Origin of the sequence: Komagataeibacter diospyri, assembly GCF_006538165.1 — a bacterium.
Classification (GTDB): domain Bacteria; phylum Pseudomonadota; class Alphaproteobacteria; order Acetobacterales; family Acetobacteraceae; genus Komagataeibacter; species Komagataeibacter diospyri.
The window spans coordinates 172236-191543 of the sequence record NZ_BDLU01000054.1 but is presented as its reverse complement, the minus strand read 5'-3'; the positions used below and the strand labels follow the sequence as shown (position 1 = coordinate 191543).

15 protein-coding genes are annotated in these 19308 nt (G+C 61.8%); 6 read left to right on the top strand and 9 right to left on the bottom strand.

Features of this window, described 5'->3' with window-relative positions:
- The 6 genes from MSKU9_RS12885 to tkt form a co-directional block, all read right to left on the bottom strand.
- The coding region (locus MSKU9_RS12885) for an HAD family hydrolase (RefSeq protein WP_154670678.1) at positions 1-190 on the bottom strand (190 nt) is incomplete at its 3' end.
- Positions 191-216: 26 nt separating this feature from the next.
- Positions 217-1053, bottom strand: coding sequence for a Cof-type HAD-IIB family hydrolase (locus MSKU9_RS12880; protein ID WP_141261801.1), 837 nt, complete (start codon positions 1051-1053; stop codon positions 217-219).
- Positions 1050-2579: a glucose-6-phosphate dehydrogenase gene (gene zwf / locus MSKU9_RS12875; protein ID WP_141261800.1), complete on the bottom strand. Its 1530-nt coding sequence runs from the start codon at positions 2577-2579 to the stop codon at positions 1050-1052. Before zwf ends, MSKU9_RS12880 begins: the two co-directional genes overlap by 4 nt.
- A gap of 151 nt (positions 2580-2730) precedes the next feature.
- Entirely contained in the window at positions 2731-3729 is a 999-nt protein-coding gene (gnd, locus tag MSKU9_RS12870) for a phosphogluconate dehydrogenase (NAD(+)-dependent, decarboxylating) (protein ID WP_141261799.1), read from the bottom strand.
- A gap of 118 nt (positions 3730-3847) precedes the next feature.
- Positions 3848-6706 (bottom strand): bifunctional transaldolase/phosoglucose isomerase, encoded by a 2859-nt coding sequence (locus MSKU9_RS12865; protein ID WP_141261798.1) that lies wholly within the window; start codon positions 6704-6706, stop codon positions 3848-3850.
- 112 nt (positions 6707-6818) lie between these two features.
- Entirely contained in the window at positions 6819-8930 is a 2112-nt protein-coding gene (gene tkt, locus MSKU9_RS12860; RefSeq protein WP_141261797.1) for a transketolase, read from the bottom strand.
- A 384-nt stretch (positions 8931-9314) separates the two neighbouring features.
- Between tkt and MSKU9_RS12855 the strand changes: the two genes are divergently transcribed.
- The 4 genes from MSKU9_RS12855 to MSKU9_RS12840 all read left to right on the top strand — a co-directional run bounded on the left by MSKU9_RS12855 (position 9315) and on the right by MSKU9_RS12840 (position 12577).
- A complete protein-coding gene (locus tag MSKU9_RS12855) occupies positions 9315-10340 on the top strand; it encodes an MBL fold metallo-hydrolase (RefSeq protein WP_141261796.1) in 1026 nt (341 codons plus the stop codon).
- 103 nt (positions 10341-10443) lie between these two features.
- Positions 10444-10992 (top strand): ankyrin repeat domain-containing protein, encoded by a 549-nt coding sequence (locus MSKU9_RS12850; protein ID WP_141261795.1) that lies wholly within the window; start codon positions 10444-10446, stop codon positions 10990-10992.
- A gap of 95 nt (positions 10993-11087) precedes the next feature.
- Positions 11088-12158: a histidinol-phosphate transaminase gene (hisC, locus tag MSKU9_RS12845; RefSeq protein ID WP_141261794.1), complete on the top strand. Its 1071-nt coding sequence runs from the start codon at positions 11088-11090 to the stop codon at positions 12156-12158.
- A 134-nt stretch (positions 12159-12292) separates the two neighbouring features.
- Complete coding sequence (locus tag MSKU9_RS12840) at positions 12293-12577, top strand: hypothetical protein (protein ID WP_141261793.1); 285 nt, start codon at positions 12293-12295, stop codon at positions 12575-12577.
- A 388-nt stretch (positions 12578-12965) separates the two neighbouring features.
- Here MSKU9_RS12840 and MSKU9_RS12835 read toward each other — a convergent pair whose 3' ends face one another.
- Positions 12966-14282, bottom strand: a complete 1317-nt coding sequence (locus MSKU9_RS12835; protein ID WP_141261792.1) for an MFS transporter — start codon at positions 14280-14282, stop codon at positions 12966-12968.
- Between the two features lie 69 nt (positions 14283-14351).
- Here MSKU9_RS12835 and MSKU9_RS12830 point away from each other — a divergent pair, with 69 nt between their 5' ends.
- Both MSKU9_RS12830 and MSKU9_RS12825 read left to right on the top strand, forming a co-directional pair.
- On the top strand, positions 14352-14714 hold the full coding sequence (locus MSKU9_RS12830; protein ID WP_141261791.1) for a hypothetical protein: 363 nt from the start codon (positions 14352-14354) through the stop codon (positions 14712-14714).
- A 175-nt stretch (positions 14715-14889) separates the two neighbouring features.
- Positions 14890-15486: a hypothetical protein gene (locus MSKU9_RS12825; protein WP_227001073.1), complete on the top strand. Its 597-nt coding sequence runs from the start codon at positions 14890-14892 to the stop codon at positions 15484-15486.
- A gap of 23 nt (positions 15487-15509) precedes the next feature.
- Here the strand turns inward: MSKU9_RS12825 and mdoH are convergent, their stop codons facing one another.
- Together mdoH and MSKU9_RS12815 are read right to left on the bottom strand one after the other, a co-directional pair.
- Positions 15510-17687, bottom strand: coding sequence for a glucans biosynthesis glucosyltransferase MdoH (gene mdoH, locus MSKU9_RS12820; protein ID WP_141261790.1), 2178 nt, complete (start codon positions 17685-17687; stop codon positions 15510-15512).
- Positions 17675-19180, bottom strand: coding sequence for a glucan biosynthesis protein (locus tag MSKU9_RS12815; RefSeq protein WP_141261817.1), 1506 nt, complete (start codon positions 19178-19180; stop codon positions 17675-17677). The genes mdoH and MSKU9_RS12815 overlap by 13 nt, the downstream gene beginning before the upstream one ends.
- Positions 19181-19308 lie beyond the last annotated feature (128 nt).

The following is a 19308-nucleotide window of genomic DNA, read 5'->3' as shown; positions in this document are numbered from 1 at the left end:
TGACCATCTTCATGCCCCTGGGCGGGCGGCCGCTGGTTATGGTGAACAGGATACCGCGTTCACGCAGGCGCTCGACCGCCCGGATTGCGCGGGGTGTCAGGATCTTGTCCTTCGTGACCAGGGTGCCATCCACATCGGCCAGGACCAGTCTGATCTGGCTGGCGGGCGTTCCGGCTGCGTCCTGGGGCATGGTGCCTCTCCTTCTGTGCCGCGCGCCTATGCGCGGGGCAGTACAAAACTTTCCATGGCAAAAGCCCACCCGTCCTGCGTATTGGATCGCGTCACGAAACGGGCATGGGCCTTCACATTATCGGGCGCGTTGCCCATGGCTATGCTGACCCCGGCTTCCTTCAGCATGGGGATGTCATTGTTCATATCCCCGATACACGCAGTATTCCGGATATCAATATCCAGCAGTTTTGCCAGTTCTTTTGCCGCATAGCCCTTGTTCGCCTGCGGATGCGTAATATCAAGGTAAATAGGCGAGGACCGGTGTACACTCGCCTTGCCAGCCAGCAGGTCCGCAAGCCTGCGTTCCACTCCCGGCAGGGTGGCGGGATCCGCTGAAACCCCCATGATCTTGCCGACATTTTCATAATGCCCGGCAAAATCATCCACCTGTACCGGGGTGGTCTGCACCACGTCGCGTTCATGACGGACCTGCGGCGTGTCATCACGGCGCACCAGCCAGTCATGACCGATGAACAGCCATGGCTCGACCCCGTGGGCGATCAGGAATTCGACCGCCGTCCGGGCCGTTTCGGGGTCAAGGGACAGCCGTTCGCGGATGGTGCCATCGGGATCGCAGATCAGCCCGCCATTCAGCCCCGCGATGGGGGTATCGATGCGCAGTTCCCTGACAAACTGCATCATGCCGCGTGGCGCGCGGCTGCTGACCAGGCTCAGCCGGATGTCAGCCGCCCGCACGTCGTCCGCCGCCTGCCGGGCGGCTGGGGTCAGCCTGCGTTCCGGCGTAATCAGGGTTCCGTCAATATCGGATACGACAAGGCGAACGCCGCCTGCGGGGGCAACGGGTTGGGGCATGGGCATCATCCAATCTTCAGCCAGTGGCGGTGATCACGGGCCAGCAGGGCGTCGGCCGCTTCCGGCCCCTCGCTGCCAGCGGCGTAAAAATCAAGGAAACGCGCGTCCTGCCCCCAGTCCAGAACCGGCTGCACGGCGCGCCATCCGGCCTCGATATTATCCGCGCGCTGGAACAGGGTGGCGTCTCCGATCATGCAGTCATAGATCAGGGTCTCGTACCCCGTGCTCGGGCCTTCGCTGAACCATTCGGCATAGTCAAATTTCATCCGCACACCACCCAGACGCACGGACGGCCCGGGGATCTTGGCGGAAAACTGCATGGTCACCCCTTCGGTCGGCTGGATATGAATGACCATGATGTTGGGGGCCAGCTTGTCTACCGGCGTGTCACGAAACAGCGCATAAGGGGCCGATTTGAAGTGGATGGCGATTTCGGTCTTGCGCGCCGCCAGCCGCTTGCCCGTGCGCACATAGAACGGCACCCCGGCCCAGCGCCAGTTATCGATCTGGAACTTCATCGCCATATAGGTTTCGGTCAGGGAATGGGGGTCAACACCGGGTTCCTGTCGGTAGCCGGGCACTTCCTTTCCACCCACCACGCCGGGCGCGTACTGCCCGCGCACCACGTCCTGCGGTGAAAGGGGATGGATTGCGTCCAGCACCTTGGTCTTTTCATTGCGCACGGCATCAGCATCGAAGGAAATGGGCGCTTCCATCGCCGTCATGGCCAGAAGCTGCATGACGTGGTTGGGCACCATGTCGCGCAGGGCGCCGGTGCCTTCGTAAAATTTCGCACGCTGTTCCACACCCACCGTCTCGGCGGCGGTAATCTGCACGTGGTCGATGTTCTGGCGGTTCCACAGGGGTTCGAAAAACCCGTTGGAAAACCGCAATGCAAGAATGTTCTGGACCGTTTCCTTACCAAGGTAATGGTCGATCCGGTAAATCTGCTGTTCCGTCAGCGTGCGCAGCAGCCGTTCGTTCAGCGCCACGGCGGAAGGCAGATCGCTGCCAAAGGGTTTTTCCACGATGACGCGACGGAAGGTATGGCGCCCTTCGTGCACCAGCCCCGATTCCCCCAGCCGGTCTACAATGGGGCCAAAGAACCGGGCGGCCACGGCAAGGTAGAATATGCAGTTCTGGGTGCCCACCACCGTGGCGATGTCCTGATAGGTCTGCATGGTTTCGAAATCGCCACGCACGTAGCGGATGCGCGACTGCATCCATGCCCATACGTCTTCACGCAATGTCACGGCTTCCGCACCACGGCGGGCGGTGAAATCTTCCAGCGCCGCACGGACATTCTGCTGCAATTGCGCATCGGTCAGGTCGGCGCGGTCAACTGCCACGACGCTGAAACCGTCATCCAGCAGCCCCGCGCAGGCAAGGTTGTATATGGCAGGCAACAGGAGGCGACGCGTCAGGTCACCCCCGCCACCAAAGATGACAAATGATCCCGGCGGGCTGCGCCGGGGCGCAGCTTCATGCCCGGGATCGCCAACCTGTGATACCGCCGAGGCAATGATGTTTTCCATTGTACTGCTGTCCCTGGACTGTTTCCGCCTGTATTCCTTCCCCCGGCTGTTCCGGTTGCAGTCATTGAGCGCTGTCGTTTTGTCCGGGAACAGCCGGGACCCAGCATGCGTAGCATCCTGGCATCCCGTCAGTTACCAACCGTGCGTCAGGTCAGTTATTCGTACCCTCAATGTGACCGCCAAAGCCGAAGCGCATGGCGGACAGCATCTTTTCGGCAAAGTTGTTGCCCGTGCGGGAACGGAAGCGCGTGAACAGCGATGCGGTGATGACGGGCACGGGCACCGCTTCCTCGATCGCGGCCTCGATGGTCCAGCGGCCTTCGCCGGAATCGGCCACGTCGCCCTTGTAGTTCGACAGATCGGGGTTACCCGCCAGCGCACTGGCCGACAGGTCCAGCAGCCACGACGACACGACGCTGCCACGACGCCAGACTTCGGCAATGTCCGCCATGTTCAGCTCAAAACGCTGGTCTTCGGGCAGATCAGGAGAGTTTTTGGACTTCATCACGTCGAAGCCTTCGGCGAAGGCCTGCATGATGCCGTATTCGATACCGTTATGGACCATTTTCACAAAATGGCCGGACCCTGCGGGACCGCAATGCAGGTAGCCCTGTTCCGCGCGCGGGTCAAAGCCGGGCCTGTCACGGTTCGGAGTGCGCGGGATATCGCCGATCCCCGGTGCAAGGGCCGACAGGATGGGGTCGATATAATCGGTGGCGTCCTTGGTGCCGCCGTACATCATGCAGTACCCGCGCTCCAGCCCCCATACACCGCCGGACGTGCCGACATCAATGTAGTGGATGCCCTTCTTCATCAGTTCGGCAGCACGACGGATGTCGTCCTTGTAGAAGGAATTGCCGCCATCGATCACGATATCACCCTTGCCCAGCAGGCCGCCCAGTTCCTGCACCGCCGCTTCCGTCACCTCACCTGCGGGCAGCATGAGCCAGATCACCTTGCGACCGGACAGCTTGCCCACCATGTCCGCAAGCCCGGTGGCCGGGGTGCAGCGACCGTCTTCGGCCTGCCCGCACACCTTTGCCGTTACAGCGGAATCACGGTCGAAGGCCACTACATCATGACCATGACGGGTCAGGCGGATGGAAATGTTGCCGCCCATCTTGCCAAGGCCAACAATACCAATCTGCATAATCAAAAACTCCTGGAAGAGGGGATAGGGCCGTAGTCCTACCGCTTTGGCGGTCATTACCCAATGACCCCAATCAAAAAACCCGCCCCTTCGCCGGAAGGGACGGGCCAGCATGCGGTCAGACCGCGCGGGCGATATCCTGCCCAAGTTTTTCAAGGCCAGCCTTCAGCTCACCATGGATGTGGACACGCAGCACACGGCGGCCACGTTCGGCCAGCACTTCCATGTCACCACGGGCCTGCGCTTCCTTGACGATGCTGAAGGTGTATTTCTCACCCGGCACCGGCAGGTTGACCTCATCATCACACGTGATCTGCAGGAACACGCCCGTGTCGGGCCCACCTTTGTAGGCCTGACCTGTGGAATGCTGGAAACGGGGCCCGAATTCGGCGGCCGTGGCCAGCTTCAGCGCATCGCGCAGGTTCAGGCGGACCTTCTGGATCCATTCGCGCGTCCATGTATCACGGTCGATATAGGCCAGCAGAGCAACATAATCACCCGCCTTGCCACGGGCGAAATGGGCTTTCAGGATCGCATCCGCCGTCTTGCCCCCCCCCAGTGCCGCAGCATTTTTCGGATCGGCATAGAAGGCGAACGGACCGTCCTTGGCAAAGGGTTCGTACGGCGGCAGCTTGCCGGTTTCGTTATAGGCAGTGGTGATCTTCTTGGTCTCGATCTTCGATTCCTCGACATCGGGCTGGTTGAACGGGTTGATCCCGATCACCGCACCGGCGACGGCGGTCGCGAATTCCCAACGGAAGAATTCTTCCAGCACCTGACGGCGTTCATGCAGTTCGATGGTGACGACCGGCTCACCCGCCTCGGCCAGTGCGGCGAAGGCCGCGTCCTGCTTCGGACACGGATCTTCGGCCAGGCGCAGGTAAGCGAAAACCCGGTCCTTGCCATACACGCCCGGCTTGCCGATGGTCTCGTCATCGATGGGAATCAGGCCCTTGCCATCCTTGCCGGTCGATTCCGCAATCAGCTGTTCCAGCCATGCGCCCATGTCATAAATGCCGGGGGACGCAATGATGGTCACCTTGTCACGGCCGAAATCACGCGCGGCAACCCCCAGCACGGCCCCCAGCACCACACCGGGGTTCTGCACCGGCGGCACGGATGCGGCACAGGACTTCTCACCACGCTGTGCTGATTCCAGCAGCAGCTTCAGCGGCAGACCCGCGACGGCGGCAGGCACCAGGCCGAAGTCGGACAGTACGGAATACCGGCCACCAATCTGCTTTTCACCGTAAAAGATTTTCCAGAACCCGTCCTTCTTCGCCACGTCTTCCATGTGCGAACCCGGATCGGTCACGGTGATGAAGTGCGAACCGGCCCTGTCGCCCAGCACCTTTTTCGCCTGATCGAAGAAATAGGCCTTGAGGATGTTCGGTTCCAGCGTGCCACCGGACTTGGACGAGACGATGAACAGCGTCTTGCTGATATCGATTTTCTTCTCGAAATCACGCACCTGCTGCGGATCGGTGCTGTCAAGCACGTACAGGTGCGGGAAGCCTTCGTGCTTGCCAAATGTCTGCGCCAGCACTTCGGGACCAAGGCTGGAACCACCCATGCCCAGCAGCAGCGCATCACGGAAGCCGCGCGCCTTCACCTCCGCCTGGAAATCCTCGAACCTGGAAAGGGCGGCCACCTGGTCATCGGTGATATCCAGCCATTTCAGCCAGCTTGCCTCGTCCTTGCCGGTCCACAGGCTCGCATCCCTGTCCCATACGCGGCGGACATTGCCCTTCCTGCGCCATGTCTCCAGTTCGGCATCGACTGCCTTCTGCAGATCAGCGGGCAGCTTGAGCGCGGTGGAGGTAACTTTGCTGCCAAGGAACGCCGCCTGCTTGGCCGCGACAGAACCCAGCAGGTCATCAAACGCATCAGCGAAGGAGGCCACACCTTCATCCACCAGCACCTTCGTGACACCTTCAAGGTCAAGGCCAAGGCGCTGGGCTTCGGCCAGAACCTTTCTGGCCCCCTCGACATCCTGCGTCAGGGTGGGTGCGACCTTGCCGTGGTCACGGAAAGCGTCGAATGTCGCGGGGGGAATGGTGTTGACGGTTTCAGGACCGATCAGCCCGTCCACGTACAGCACGTCGCTGAACGACTTGTCCTTCGTGCCCGTGCTGGCCCACAGCAGGCGCTGTGGCTGGGCACCGGCATCCGCCAGCTTTTTCCACCGCGGACTGGCCGTCACGGCTTTCCAGTGTTCGTACGCCATCTTGGCGTTGGCGATCGCGACCTTGCCGCGCAGCGCCTTCAGCGCGGCGCTGTCCTTGTCGCCCTTCGCCACGCGGGTGTCGATTTCCTTGTCGATCTTCACGTCGATCCGGCTGACGAAGAAGGACGCGACACTGGCGATACCCTTCACGCTCTCGCCACGGCCAAGGCGGTCTTCAAGCCCTGTGATGTAGGCTTCAAGCACCTTCTTGTAGGCATCGATCGAGAACAGCAGGGTGACGTTGATGCTCAGCCCTTCGGCAATGGCGGCGCGCACGGCGGGCACGCCTTCGTCAGTGCCGGGAATCTTGATCATGAGGTTGCGGGCATCAACCGCCTTCCACAGGCGCAGCGCCTCATGCAGCGTGCCCTTGGTGTCACGCGCCAGATAGGGCGAGACCTCAAGGCTGACGTAACCGTCCACGCCCTTTGTCTGTTCATAGACGGGATACAGCACTTTGGCTGCCGCCCGGATATCGTCCACGGCCAGCAGTTCGTACAGCGCGCCCGCATCCAGCACCTGGTGCGCCAGCACCGAACGGATCTGGGCATCGTAATCCGTGCCCTGTCCCATGGCCTTCTGGAAGATGGCGGGGTTGGAGGTCACACCCTTCAGCCCGTCTTCATCCACCAGCTTCTTCAGACTGCCATTTTCGGTATAGGAACGCTGGATGAAGTCCAGCCATGGGGACTGACCATAGCGGGCCAGTTCCTTTAACGGATTTTCGCTACCAGATTCGTGCGCACTCATGCCGTGCTTCCTTTGCTTGCCGACAGCGCGGGCAGGCCCCGCGTCGCCAATACTGCGTCTTCAAAAAACAAGGCAGGCGGAACGTCCTGTCCCGCCTGCCTGTCCATTCTTCCTATTTGCCCGCCTGCCTGCGGGCGGCGGCCACCACGGCGTCAACCGTGAAACCAAACTTGACTTCCAGCCGTTCCGCCGGGGCGGATGCGCCAAAGCCATGCATCACGATCGTCTCCCCCGCCAGACCGGTATAACGGTCCCAGCCAAGCTGGGCCGCCTGTTCCACCGCAACGCGAGCAGTGACATCGGGCGGCAGTACGCTGTCGCGGTAAGCCTTGGACTGGGCCTCGAACAGGTCCCATGACGGCATGGAGACCAGACGCACCTTGATGCCATCCGCCTTCAGCTTTTCCCCGGCCTTTACAATCAGGCCGACTTCGCTACCCGTTGCCATGAGGATGACATCGGGACGCCCGTCGGTGTCTGCAAGGACATAGGCCCCTTTTGCCAGACCTGTTGCTGGCGCATAGGTCTTGCGGCAGATGGTGGGCAGGTTCTGGCGGCTCAGCGCCAGCACGCTGGGCCGGTCGGTCAGCTGGATCAGCGTGCGCCAGGCTTCCGCCACCTCGTTCGCATCCGCCGGGCGCAGCACGGTCACGCCGGGGGTGGCGCGCAGCTGGGCCAGCTGTTCGATGGGCTGGTGGGTCGGACCATCTTCCCCCACCCCGATCGAATCGTGGGTAAAGATATAGGTCACCGGCAGCTTCATGAGCGAAGACAGGCGGATGGGCGGCTTCATGTAATCGGAGAAGATCAGGAAGCCCGAGCAGTAGGCCCGTATGCCATACAGCGCCAGGCCGTTGCTGATCGATCCCATCGCGTGTTCGCGCACGCCGAAATGCAGGTTACGCCCGCCATAGGTCCCGCCCCACTGCGGCGGCTGGAAATCACCCGCGCCATCGAAGGTCAGGTGTGTCTTGGTCGACGGCGACAGGTCGGCCGAGCCACCGATCATCCACGGGTAATTCTTCGCGATTTCGTTCAGCACCTTGCCCGAGCTTGCGCGGGAGGCGACACCCTTGGCGTCCGCGTCGAATACGGGGATATTGCTGTCCCACCCTTCGGGCAGGGTGCCTGCGAAAATATGGTCAAGCTGGGCCGCTTCATCGGGATACCTGGCGCGGTAGGCCCTGAACAGCTCGTCCCATGCCCTGGACGCAGCCGCGCCACGGGTGGCGATACCCGCCTGGAAATGCTCCGGCACGCCATCAGGCACATAGAAGCTTCTGTCTTCCGGCCAGCCGTAGAATTTCTTGGTCTCGCGGATTTCCTCGACACCCAGCGGGGAGCCATGCGCTTCCGCCGTCCCGGCAAGGTGCGGCGCGCCCCAGCCAATGATGGAATGGACAATGATCAACGTCGGGCGCGAGGTCTCGGCCTTCGCTTCCGCCAGCAGGCGGCGCATGTCGCCGGTATCATTGGCGTCCTTCAGTTCAAGGACATGCCAGCCATAGGCTTCGAAGCGTTTGTGCACGCTTTCGGTAAAGGCGATGTTGGTCGAACCTTCGATGGAAATATGATTGCTGTCATAGATCCATGTCAGGTTCCCAAGTTTCAGGTGGCCCGCGATGGACGCAGCCTCGCTGGCGACGCCTTCCATGTTGTCGCCATCACCGCACAGTGCATAAATATGGTGATCGAACAGCCTGAACCCGGGACGGTTGTAGCGTTCGGCCAGCCATTTTTCCGCGATCGCCATGCCGACGGAGTTACCGCAGCCCTGACCCAGCGGCCCGGTCGTGGTCTCGACGCCAGCGGTGTGGTGGTATTCCGGATGGCCGGGGGTGAGCGAGTCCAGCTGGCGGAACTGTTCCAGATCCTCCAGCGTCAGGGCGGGACGGTCATTGCTGATCCCGCCGGGGCGCACATCGCGGATACCGGCCAGGTGGATCAGCGAATACAGCAGCATGGAGGCATGCCCGATCGACAGCACGAAGCGGTCACGATTGGGCCATAACGGATTGGCCGGGTCATAGTTCAGCACATCGCGCCACAGCGTATAGGCCACGGGGGCAAGCGCCATGGCGGTGCCGGGGTGGCCGGAATTCGCCTTCTGCACCGCGTCCATGGACAGCGTGCGGATTGTATTGATGCACAGCGTATCGATATTGGTGGGCATTGCGCCACCTCCTTCAGGTGCCATCAGGGGGGATGTTGTCAAAGAACGCATGAGAGACCGGCCTCCTTACAGCCATGGTCGTTGTCCTGATCGGGCCGGGCCTGCCGCCTGAACATGACAACCTTTCTTGTTTTTCTTTCCATACCACCCGCACCCGGGCCACCCGCCGACGGACAGCGCGGAGCGCAAGGAAAAAAGGCTTTTCACGGCACGCACCTTCTCACGACCTACGGGACGGAACAAGCCATCTCATCAAGCCGTTACCCACGCCCTGAACGAACATGCGCGCCGTGCCCCGCCATTCCCTATGACAGCGCATGGCTTCCCACCCGGTTGCCTGCGCACCCTGACAGCGCACGGGCGTGGAATTTGACACAGCCCCCTACCTCCCCCACCAGATCAGGGCATCCCACCGTCCGCCGATGGAGACCACGCATGCCCCCGCTACCCGCCAGCGACCACACGGATGGCACCCGTTTTTTCAATCCCCCTTCCATCCGCCCCGCCGCAGCGCCACCGGGACGGATGCGGCGGCTGTCCATACTGAAATGGCAATGGAACCGGCCCAAATCGGACTGGCCCGCATGGATTGAAAACCCCGTCCCCACCGGCGACCCGCATGCCCTTCCCGCACCGGGCACGGTGCAGGTAACGTTTATCGGGCACAGCACGTTCCTGATCCGTATGCCCCGCCCCGATGGCACGGTGCTGAGCATCCTGACCGATCCCGTTTTCTCCCTGCGCTGTTCGCCCTTTTCCTTCATGGGACCAAAGCGGGTGCGCGTACCGGGGCGCGCGCTGGCCGACCTGCCACACATTGACGTGGTACTGGTGTCCCACGCGCATTACGACCACATGGACCTGCCCACGCTGCGGGCCATTGCACGACGTGGGGATGATCCGCTGGTGGTCACGCCGTTGTGCAATGCCCGCTTCATGCGCAAAACCGGGCTGAAACGCATCATGGAACTGGACTGGTGGCAGTCCGTGGCCATCCCGGGGCTGGAGATCACCTGCACGCCCGCCCGCCACGGCGCGGCCCGCACTCCGTTTGACCACAACAGAAGCCTGTGGGGCGGGTTCATGCTGCGCGACGGGGCGGGGCACCAGCTGTTCTTTGCGGGCGACACGGCCCATGGGCGGCACTGGGGGCTGATCCGCGACCGTCTGGGCGCACCCGATATCGCACTCCTGCCCATCGGGGCGTATGATCCCCGCGAACTGATGGCGGGCGTGCATACCACCCCCGAGGAAGCGCTGGAGGGCCTGCGCCAGCTTGGGGCAAAGCATGGCATCGGCATGCATTTCGGCACGTTCCGCCTGACGGATGAACCCATGGACGAGCCGGTGCGCCGACTGGCCCGGGCCGTGCAGGATACCGGCCTGCCACCGGATATGATGGGGGTCCTGGAACACGGGGAATGTCGCGACATCGCATGGCGGCAACCCGGTGACGCGTGATTGCCCGTATGTTCTTTTCAGCCGAACCGTCCTATGATCCGCCGCACCTGACGGGACCGGCCCCCGCCCCCGTTTTCCGCAACCCGACCAGCGAGGCAGGCACATGAGCAAGACAATCGCCAGCGGCGACCCCGCCGCCGCCGCACCCGAATCCTTCAGCAACGCGGAAATCGAGACCCTGTTCCTGTCCGCCGCCCGTGACGGGCAGACAGATCTGGTAAGCGAATTCCTGAAGGCGGGCATAAGCCCCGACACCCGCAATGACAAAGGCTACACCGCGCTGATCCTGGCGGCCTATAATGGCCATGCCGAAACCGTGCGCGCACTGCTGGCGGGCGGGGCCAACCCCAACCTGCAGGATGCAAAGGGGGCGACCGCACTGGCCGGTGTCGCGTTCAAGGGCGACCTGCCATGCGCACGCGTTCTGGTGGAACATGGCGCGGGAATTGACGTGCCGAATTTCGTCGGGCGCACGCCGCTGGCCTTCGCGGTCATGTTCAACCGCGACCCCATGGTGACCTTCCTGCTGGAACATGGCGCCAACCCCGACCTGCGTGATGGCGAGGGGATCAGCGCGCGCATCCTGGCCACCCGGCAGGGCAATGCCGCCCTTCTGTCCGCCATGGGCCGCCCGGCCACGGCACAGGGCTGACCGGCTTCCCCCTGATCCGTTCCACGCACCCGCATCCTGAATGCAGGGAACGGGTGCGTCTGTTTCATGACCCTGACAATCTGGAATTCACCCTGATGAGCCGTTTCTGGAGCCCTGTCGTCCACACCCTGACCCCCTATGTACCGGGGGAACAGCCCAGACTGGCCAACCTGATCAAGCTGAATACCAATGAATGTCCGTATGGTCCCTCGCCGAAGGTGCTGGACGCCATACGGGCCGCCACCAACGACACGCTGCGCCTGTATCCCGACCCCACGGCGCACGCGCTGTGTGCCGCGATCGCGCGCGCGCATGATGTCCCGGCCGACCACGTTTTCGTGGGCAATGGATCGGATGAGGTGCTGGCCCATACCTTTCAGGGGCTGCTCAACCACCCCGAGCCACTCCTGTTTCCCGACATCACCTACAGCTTCTACCCCGTTTACTGCGGGCTGTATGGCATACGGCATGAAACGGTGCCGCTGGATGACGACATGCGCATCGACCCTGCCGCGTATCGCCGGCCGTGCGGTGGCATCATCATCCCCAATCCCAATGCCCCAACAGGAATCGCACTGGGTCTGGATGCCATCCGCACCGTGCTGGTGGACCACCCGGACGCCGTAGTCGTGGTTGACGAGGCCTATGTCGATTTCGGCGCGGAAACGGCCATCGCGCTGGTGGACCAGCACCCCAACCTGCTGGTGGTGCGTACCCTGTCCAAATCCAGTGCGCTGGCAGGATTGCGGGTGGGCTACGCCATCGGGCAGCCCGACCTGATCGCAGCCCTGACCCGCGTAAAGGACAGCTTCAATTCCTATCCGCTGGACCGTCTGGCGCAGGTAGGCGCCATTGCCGCAATCGAGGACCGGGAATGGCTTGCAAACACCCGCGAGAAAATCATAAGCTCGCGGAACAGGCTGACCGACAGCCTGGGAAAGATGGGGTTCGAGGTTCTGCCATCACAGGCGAATTTCATATTCGTCCGGCATCCGGACCGTGACGCCGCATACCTTGCCTCCGCCCTGCGGGAACGGGCAATCATTGTGCGTCATTTCCGGACCCCGCGCATTGCACAATGGCTACGCATCACCATTGGTACTGACGCCGAATGTCAGGCCCTGATATCGGGACTGGCTGACGTGCTGGCGCAAAACGGGGGCTAGCCCCCGGTTCATCACGTACCTGTACCCGTCCGACCTGCCGTGAATGGCAGGAGGGGGGCAGTACGTGCCGTCCGTCTTTCCACCATACGATTGACAACTCATTTCCGGGACCCAAGGTCCACAGGACACTTATCATGCGCGCATTCCACGGACAGATGTCCGACAACCAGCCGATCCGTCGCACGCTTGCTGAAAAACAGAAGCAGCTACGTGACCTGCGTGAAACGCTGGCCACCATGAAATCGCACACCGCCCCCGCCCTGCGCGAAAGCGTGCAGAAGCGCATCCGTCAGCTGGAAAGCGAGGTCAGCGCCGCCCCCGCCCTGAAGGCCGGGGAACAGCGCAACGCCCCCCGCCCCACCGGCGGCACGGCGGACCGGCCCCGCAGCCCGCGCAGGCGCCCTGAACGCAGTATCTGAACAGACATGAATAAGGCCGGTCCCACTGGGTACCGGCCTTATTCATGTCGTACCATCTGCCAGGATAACAGATCCGGCTATTCCCAGACATATGTCCGTCGTGTCGGTTGACAGATAAAATAAAAACAAAAGTTTTTGGATACTGCTTTTTAAAATGGCAGCGTTTTTCAAAGCTTTAAAAAAAAGCTTCACCAAAAACTTCTTCATGGTTGGCAGTTCTTAACAATCACGGAGTTTCAGGCTGCCGCCCACAAGGCAAGCAATATTCCCCGGTAATGCCTGCCATCTCACCCTTATCCTTCAGGACAATAAAAAAACGGGCCTGCTTTGCAGCAGGCCCGTTTCTCACCCGTATCAAAACAACAGGTCTGGTAAAGAATGGGAAGGATCAGTGACCAACCGTCACTTCTTCCGCCACATCACCGCGTGCCGCGGCGGCATCAATATAACGACGGGCTTCCGGTGAGACGGTCAGCACCAGCGTCATCAGGGCCGAGGCAACATACAGGCCGGAGAAGATCCAGATGATCCCTTCGATCCCATGCCAGCTTTCAAACCACGTCACGATAGCCGGACCAACCCACGTGCTGGCACCCGCGCCCAGACCAAGGGCGGACAGGGCAGCAGCCTTTTCCTTCGGGCAGATCTGCGGCACCAGGCCGGACAGCGGCACGAAAGCGGCAATCGTCGCGCCGTACAGCGCACCCATGGCGGCAGCAATGGGGAAGTTGCCGGGGAACATCTGCGGCACATAGTAGAACAGCGGCACGGTGATCGCGGCACCTACGCAACCGAACAGGGCAACAACAGTGCGGTGACCCAGACGGTCAGCCGTGATGCCGGACACAAGGTTCACAAGAATGTTCGACAGGAAGATGATCGACAGAAGCTGCAGCCACTGCGACAGCGAGAAACCGATGACCTTGGTGAAGAACGCCGGCATGATGACCAGGAACGCATATTCGGACGACGTGTTGATGGTCCGCACGATCATGGCGACAAACGTCTTGGGTTCACGCCACAGGATGCTGATCGAACTGAAGAAGATCGTGGCAGGCTTCGTGCCCACCGGGGCAAGGCGGCGGGAACCGATGGGTTCACGCGTCATCAGCAGGGCAAGCAGGCCGCCGAACATGACCAGCGCCAGCGAGGACCAGAACGTTGCCATTTCGCCGATCAGCGGAATGGAGAAGCTGGCGAACAGCGAACCCAGCGTGGGCAGGCCACCGGAAAACGCGAACCAGAACCAGCCCGCGGCCGAACCCAGCTGCCGCGGCGGGGTTGCGGCGGCGATCCAGACGAGGAAGCCGTAGGTGAACAGCGGATAGCCAAAGCCACGCATGGTGTAGGCTGCCAGCATGATGGGGTAGCTGTTGACGGCCACGCCGAAGGTCAGGAACAGGACCTCGAACACACCCCAGATGGCAAGGCCGATCCACATGACCCGCTTGGGGCCCCACAGGTCGGACAGCGGCCCCGACGCCCATGAGGACAGCGAGACGGTCACACCATAAATGGTAAACAGCAGCGCGGTATTGCGCGATGAGATGCCCTGCCCCTCCAGATAGGGGGCCAGGTAGCCGGCCTCGACACCATCACCGATCATGAAGAACAGCAGGCCGACAAAACCCCAGAACAGGGGCGCCGGGATGCCAAGCCTATCAGCTATGGACGTTGATTCGGACAGATTGTCTGTCTGTTTCAAGGGGAGATTCTCCTCTTTCACAGGCAGCCGACACGAAGATGAGGGGCTCCACCTCATTGTGGAGCGTCGATGCAGGCTGCGTCCGCACAGTCCGGATTTCCGGCAAACACCAGTGCGGAACCTCAGTTTCACAAGTTCGGGTGTGCAATCACCCGGACCGGCTACAGCAATGCGGGAACAGAAGAATGGCACCAGCGCCAAAACGCCAGCGCATCATGCCTGGCAAACCTGCTTCCCCATAAATGCCACCGGCCAAAAGTCGTCGATCCAGCAGAAAACGCACCAATTGGTACGGGTTGCACAACAATACCGATGAAAAAACACCCGGCCACACCTGAAAAAAGGCACAACCGCGTGATCTCCCATCACTGGAAAGACCAGGAATTGGCTGGATATACAAAATCGTTGCAGTTGCGGACGATTTCACAGTGATCCGATAGTCTCCAACCTCCATACGGATACAAAAAATATATTCAGTGGGGTCAATCTATACTAAAAAACTCTCGAGAATGTAAGGGAAATCTCAAATTTTCGATGCGATTCTGATTTTTCCCTTATTATATCAGAAGAATTCAGATCATATTTTTATGCATACGGTATATGCATCATGACCAGACAGCACCTTTCGTCCCGGGTGGGTTCCTGCCATAGTCACCATCCCGCCCGCGCACGGACGGGGCCGCACCCCGGTGCGGGACAGGCATTGCCTGCTGCACCCTCCCATGCCGGGGCATGGACAGACGGAACGGTTACGGTGAACATCAATTCCATACGCCTTGCCGCATTGCCGGTTGCTTTGCTGCTTTCCCCCGCGCTGGCCTGCGCCCCCGCCCACGGCCAGAGCCTGGCTACACAGAAGGTGCAGCGCGCGATGGATGTCCTGCGCCTGAAGCCGGACCTGGCCAGCAAGGCCTGCCTCGACAAGCTTGAAGACCTGCACAAGATGGAAAAGGTCATTGAGGACGCAGGTGAAAGTGCGCACAACCCCAACCTGTCGCTGGCGCACGACATTATGGAATCCGATTACGAGGACGCAACAGAATCCTGCGTGCCTGACGCTGCCAAGCTATGCGCCGCCCCCGGAAAACTGGCCAGCGCCAACCAGAAGAAGCTGTGTGACTCACTTGATGCGATCATGTCGGTCGACGGGTCGGATGAAGGCGAGGAAGTCGTAACCCCGCCCGAGGGCACGGCCTCAGACTGAGACCACGCCCATAATGGTGCGGATCAGGACAGGCGCGCCAGCAGGTGCAGCCCTTCCGCATTGCCCAGCACGGCTGATTTTTCCGCCCGGCTCAGTTCACGCAGGGCAGTGGCAAGGTCAGGCGCCTCACGCAGTTTCAACAGGCCGACCAGCAGGGCCGGATTGATCGGGTCGCCCGGCCTGCGGGGCGGCGGCAGCATGATTTCATGCACCTTCAGCAACCCTGCCCGCCCGCGCAGCGCCGCAAATGCATCCTGCACGGGCTGGCCCGCCATCTGCATCATGTAGGCCACGGCCGCGCGTAGTACCGGCGGGGGGGCGGTTTCCTCGGGTATCAGCAGCAGGTGGGCGCGCCGGAACGCCTGTCCCACTACTGCACTGCCCGTCAGCACCGCCAGCGGTATGGCGCAGACCAGTCCCAGCGTTACCGGCAGCATCCACAGAAACAGGGGCAGCGAGACACTCCACGCCGCCACCGACAGCGCGATACCCATGATGGTATGGATCATGTACAGCCGCACGTTCTGCATGATCTGCAGGCCGCCAGCATCACGCCGCTGCGCATTCCACCCCGAGTCGCGGCCAAGCAGGATGGAAATGACTCCCGCCGTCTGGATCATCATGGCGACAGGGGCCAGCAACCCCCCCACCACCGTTTCCACCACGATGGACGCCGCAGCCGCAATCGCGCCGCCACAGCCACGACGCAGCGGCCCGTCGATGAGCAGCAGCAGGTAGGCCAGTATCTTGGGCGCCAGCAGCACACCCATGGTGCCGATGAACATGTATTCCGCCTGCACCGGGTCAACATGCGGCCAGTGGGGATAAAGCAGCTTGGTATCGCCAAAATATTCCGGCTTGTAAAACCGGTTCTGCAGCGAAACCACGATCCCCACCAGCAGGAAGATCAGCCACAGCGGAGCCGTGACATACGATCCGATGCCCATGAGCATGTGCATGCGGCTGATCCAGTGCAGGCCCCGTGCCGACACGACCTTCGCATGCTGCAGGTTGCCCTGGCACCACCGGCGGTCGCGGATGGCGATATCGGTAAGGGACGGCGGGCTTTCCTCATACGATCCAGCCAGGGCGGGCACCATGTGAATGGCCCAGCCCCCCCGGCGCATCAGGGCCGCCTCCACGAAATCATGGCTCATGATCGCCCCACCGAAGGGCTTGCGCCCCGGCAGGTGCGGCAGGCCCGCCTGCTCGGCAAAGGCACGGGTGCGAATCACCGCGTTATGGCCCCAGTAATTGCCTTCCGCCCCATGCCACCATGCAATGCCATGGGCGATCAGGGGGCCATAGACACGGCCTGCAAACTGCTGCATGCGGGCAAACAGCGTCTGCCCGTTGACAATGACCGGCAGGGACTGGATCAGCGCGACACCGGGGTTCCGCTCCATGGCTGCCGTCAGCCGCACGATCACGTCGCCCGACATGACGCTGTCGGCATCCAGCGTAATCATCTGCTGGTAGGCCGCGCCATAGGCCCGCACCCATTCACCAATATTGCCCGCCTTGCGGTCCGTATTGACCGCGCGCCTGCGGTAAAACAGCCGCCCGCCCCAGCCTGTGGCGCGGCACAGGGCCATGTAAGCCGCTTCTTCCGCCACCCACACATCGGGGTCGGTGGTGTCCGACAGGATGAAAACGTCAAACGCGCGTTCCTGACGGGTGGCCGTAAGGCTGTCGATGGTGGCGCGCAGGCCCGCCATCACACGGCCGGGGTCCTCGTTATAGGTCGGCATGAGCAGTGCGGTACGGGCGGTCAGGCGCGGCAGCGGGCCACTGCGCTCGATCCCCAGCCCAAGCCCGCCATGCGCCAGCATCGAGCCAAACCCCGCAAGGGCGGAGGTAAAGGCCAGCGCGATCCACAGAAACAGCATGACGAACAGCACCAGCATCACCATACCGGCCACCGAGCGCTGCACGGCATTGAACACCAGGTCCATTTCGTAACCGGCAAGTCCCGTCATGGCCACAGCCCCCCCGATAACCAGCAGGCGGCGCAGGTGGATCATCCGCCATTCCGTGGGGGGCACCGGACCACGTCCATGCAGGTCGGGGTCCGCCCCCAGCGGATGGACCGGCATATCCAGCGGTGCGGCAGGCGGCAGGGCGCACCACCCCTGCGGCAGGAGCGGCGCGGGCTGACCCGCCGCCGGACCGGATGGTGCGTTCGCGGCTAGGGTGTCCATCGATAGACCCATTCTTCCGACACAGGCCCATTATCATCGGCCAGCACGCAGTTCAGTTCCGCCACCTTGGCGTCACCGGGCGCGAATTCGAATGTGCTGCGCCAGCCATGTATGGGGGGAACCGGTTCGACCACCACATTGCGGATTTCGCCTGCGGACGTACGGCATTCCAGATGGAAATGCGGCTTTTCAGGCAGGTTTTCGAAGGGTGTGCCCACAAAATCGAGGTCAAAGAAACGGGTATGCGAATCGTCCGTTGCCTCCCCCACACGGGTGGCGGCAATACGGGCCAGCCTGGTGGGCCAGGGTGTATCCCACCCCCAGTACATACGATAGGTGAACACATATTCACGCCCCGCCGCCAGCGCTTCCTGCGGCCGCCAGAAAGAAACGATGTTGTCGTTCACCTCGTTCGGGGTAGGGATTTCCACAAGGTCCACGGACCCCGCCCCCCAGTCCCCGATCGGCTCGATCCACAGCGAGGGACGCTTTTCATAATTCAGTGACACGTCCTCGAAATCGGTAAAGGCACGCTTGCGCTGCATCAGGCCAAAGCCATGCGGGCGCACGTCACTGAATGCCGAAAACTGCAGGTCACGCGGGTTGCGCAACGGCCGCCACAACTGCTTGCCACTGCCCGTCCACATGGACAGGCCTTCGCTGTCATGGGCGGCGGGCCGCCAGTCATCAACGCGCGTGCGGTCATTGGCATCGAAATAGAACATGCCGGTCAGTGGCGCGATGCCGGATTCCTCAATGGCCTTGCGGGGGTAGAGATAGGACTGGACGTCAAAGACCGTCGTCTCGCCGGGGCGGATGGTGAAACGGAAAGCCCCCACCAGGGACGGGCTGTCCAGCAGCGCATGGATGACCACGCTGTCCACGCCCGCCTTGGGCTTTTCCAGCCAGAAGGCGCGGAACAGGGCGAATTCCTCCCCCTTCGGGTCACCGGTCCCATTGGCGAAACCACGCGCGGACAGGCCGTAATTCTGCCCCTTCGCCACCGCCCGGAAATAGGACGCGCCAAGGAATACGCAGAATTCCTCCATCACGCCGGGCGTATTGATCGGCGCGCGCAGCCGCAGGCCGGCAAAACCGATATCATCACTCACCCGCAGGGCGGGATCGTTATAGGTGAACATGTCGGGACTGAAGGCGATGGGCCGGGACTGCCCGTCAATGACTTCATGCATGTCGATACGCGGGGCGTACAGATAGCCGCGCGGAAAGAATTCGACATCGAAACCCAGGTTCTCGCCATGCCACAGGGCCTGTTCCGAACGGAACGCCATGGAATTGTACTGGTCGAAATTCAGGTTACGCAACGCGGAAGGCAGGGACTGTGACGGGGGCTGATACGCCTGCTGCGACAACTGGTGCGCCAGCGTGCGCACGGTGGTTGAATCGAAATTGCCACTCTGCGTTGCGCGGGCGGGACGTGTAATACCCATGCCCGCCAGGGTCATGGCGGACAGGGCTGTTCCCGCTTTCATGAAATCACGTCGTAACACTGAGTTTAACTCCAGTTCATTCTTATTGTTTAAACGTATTGGCACATCATTTTTACCAATTGGCAAAAATGATGCCGGAACATCCCTGATCGCGGCTGCCCAAGGCTTTT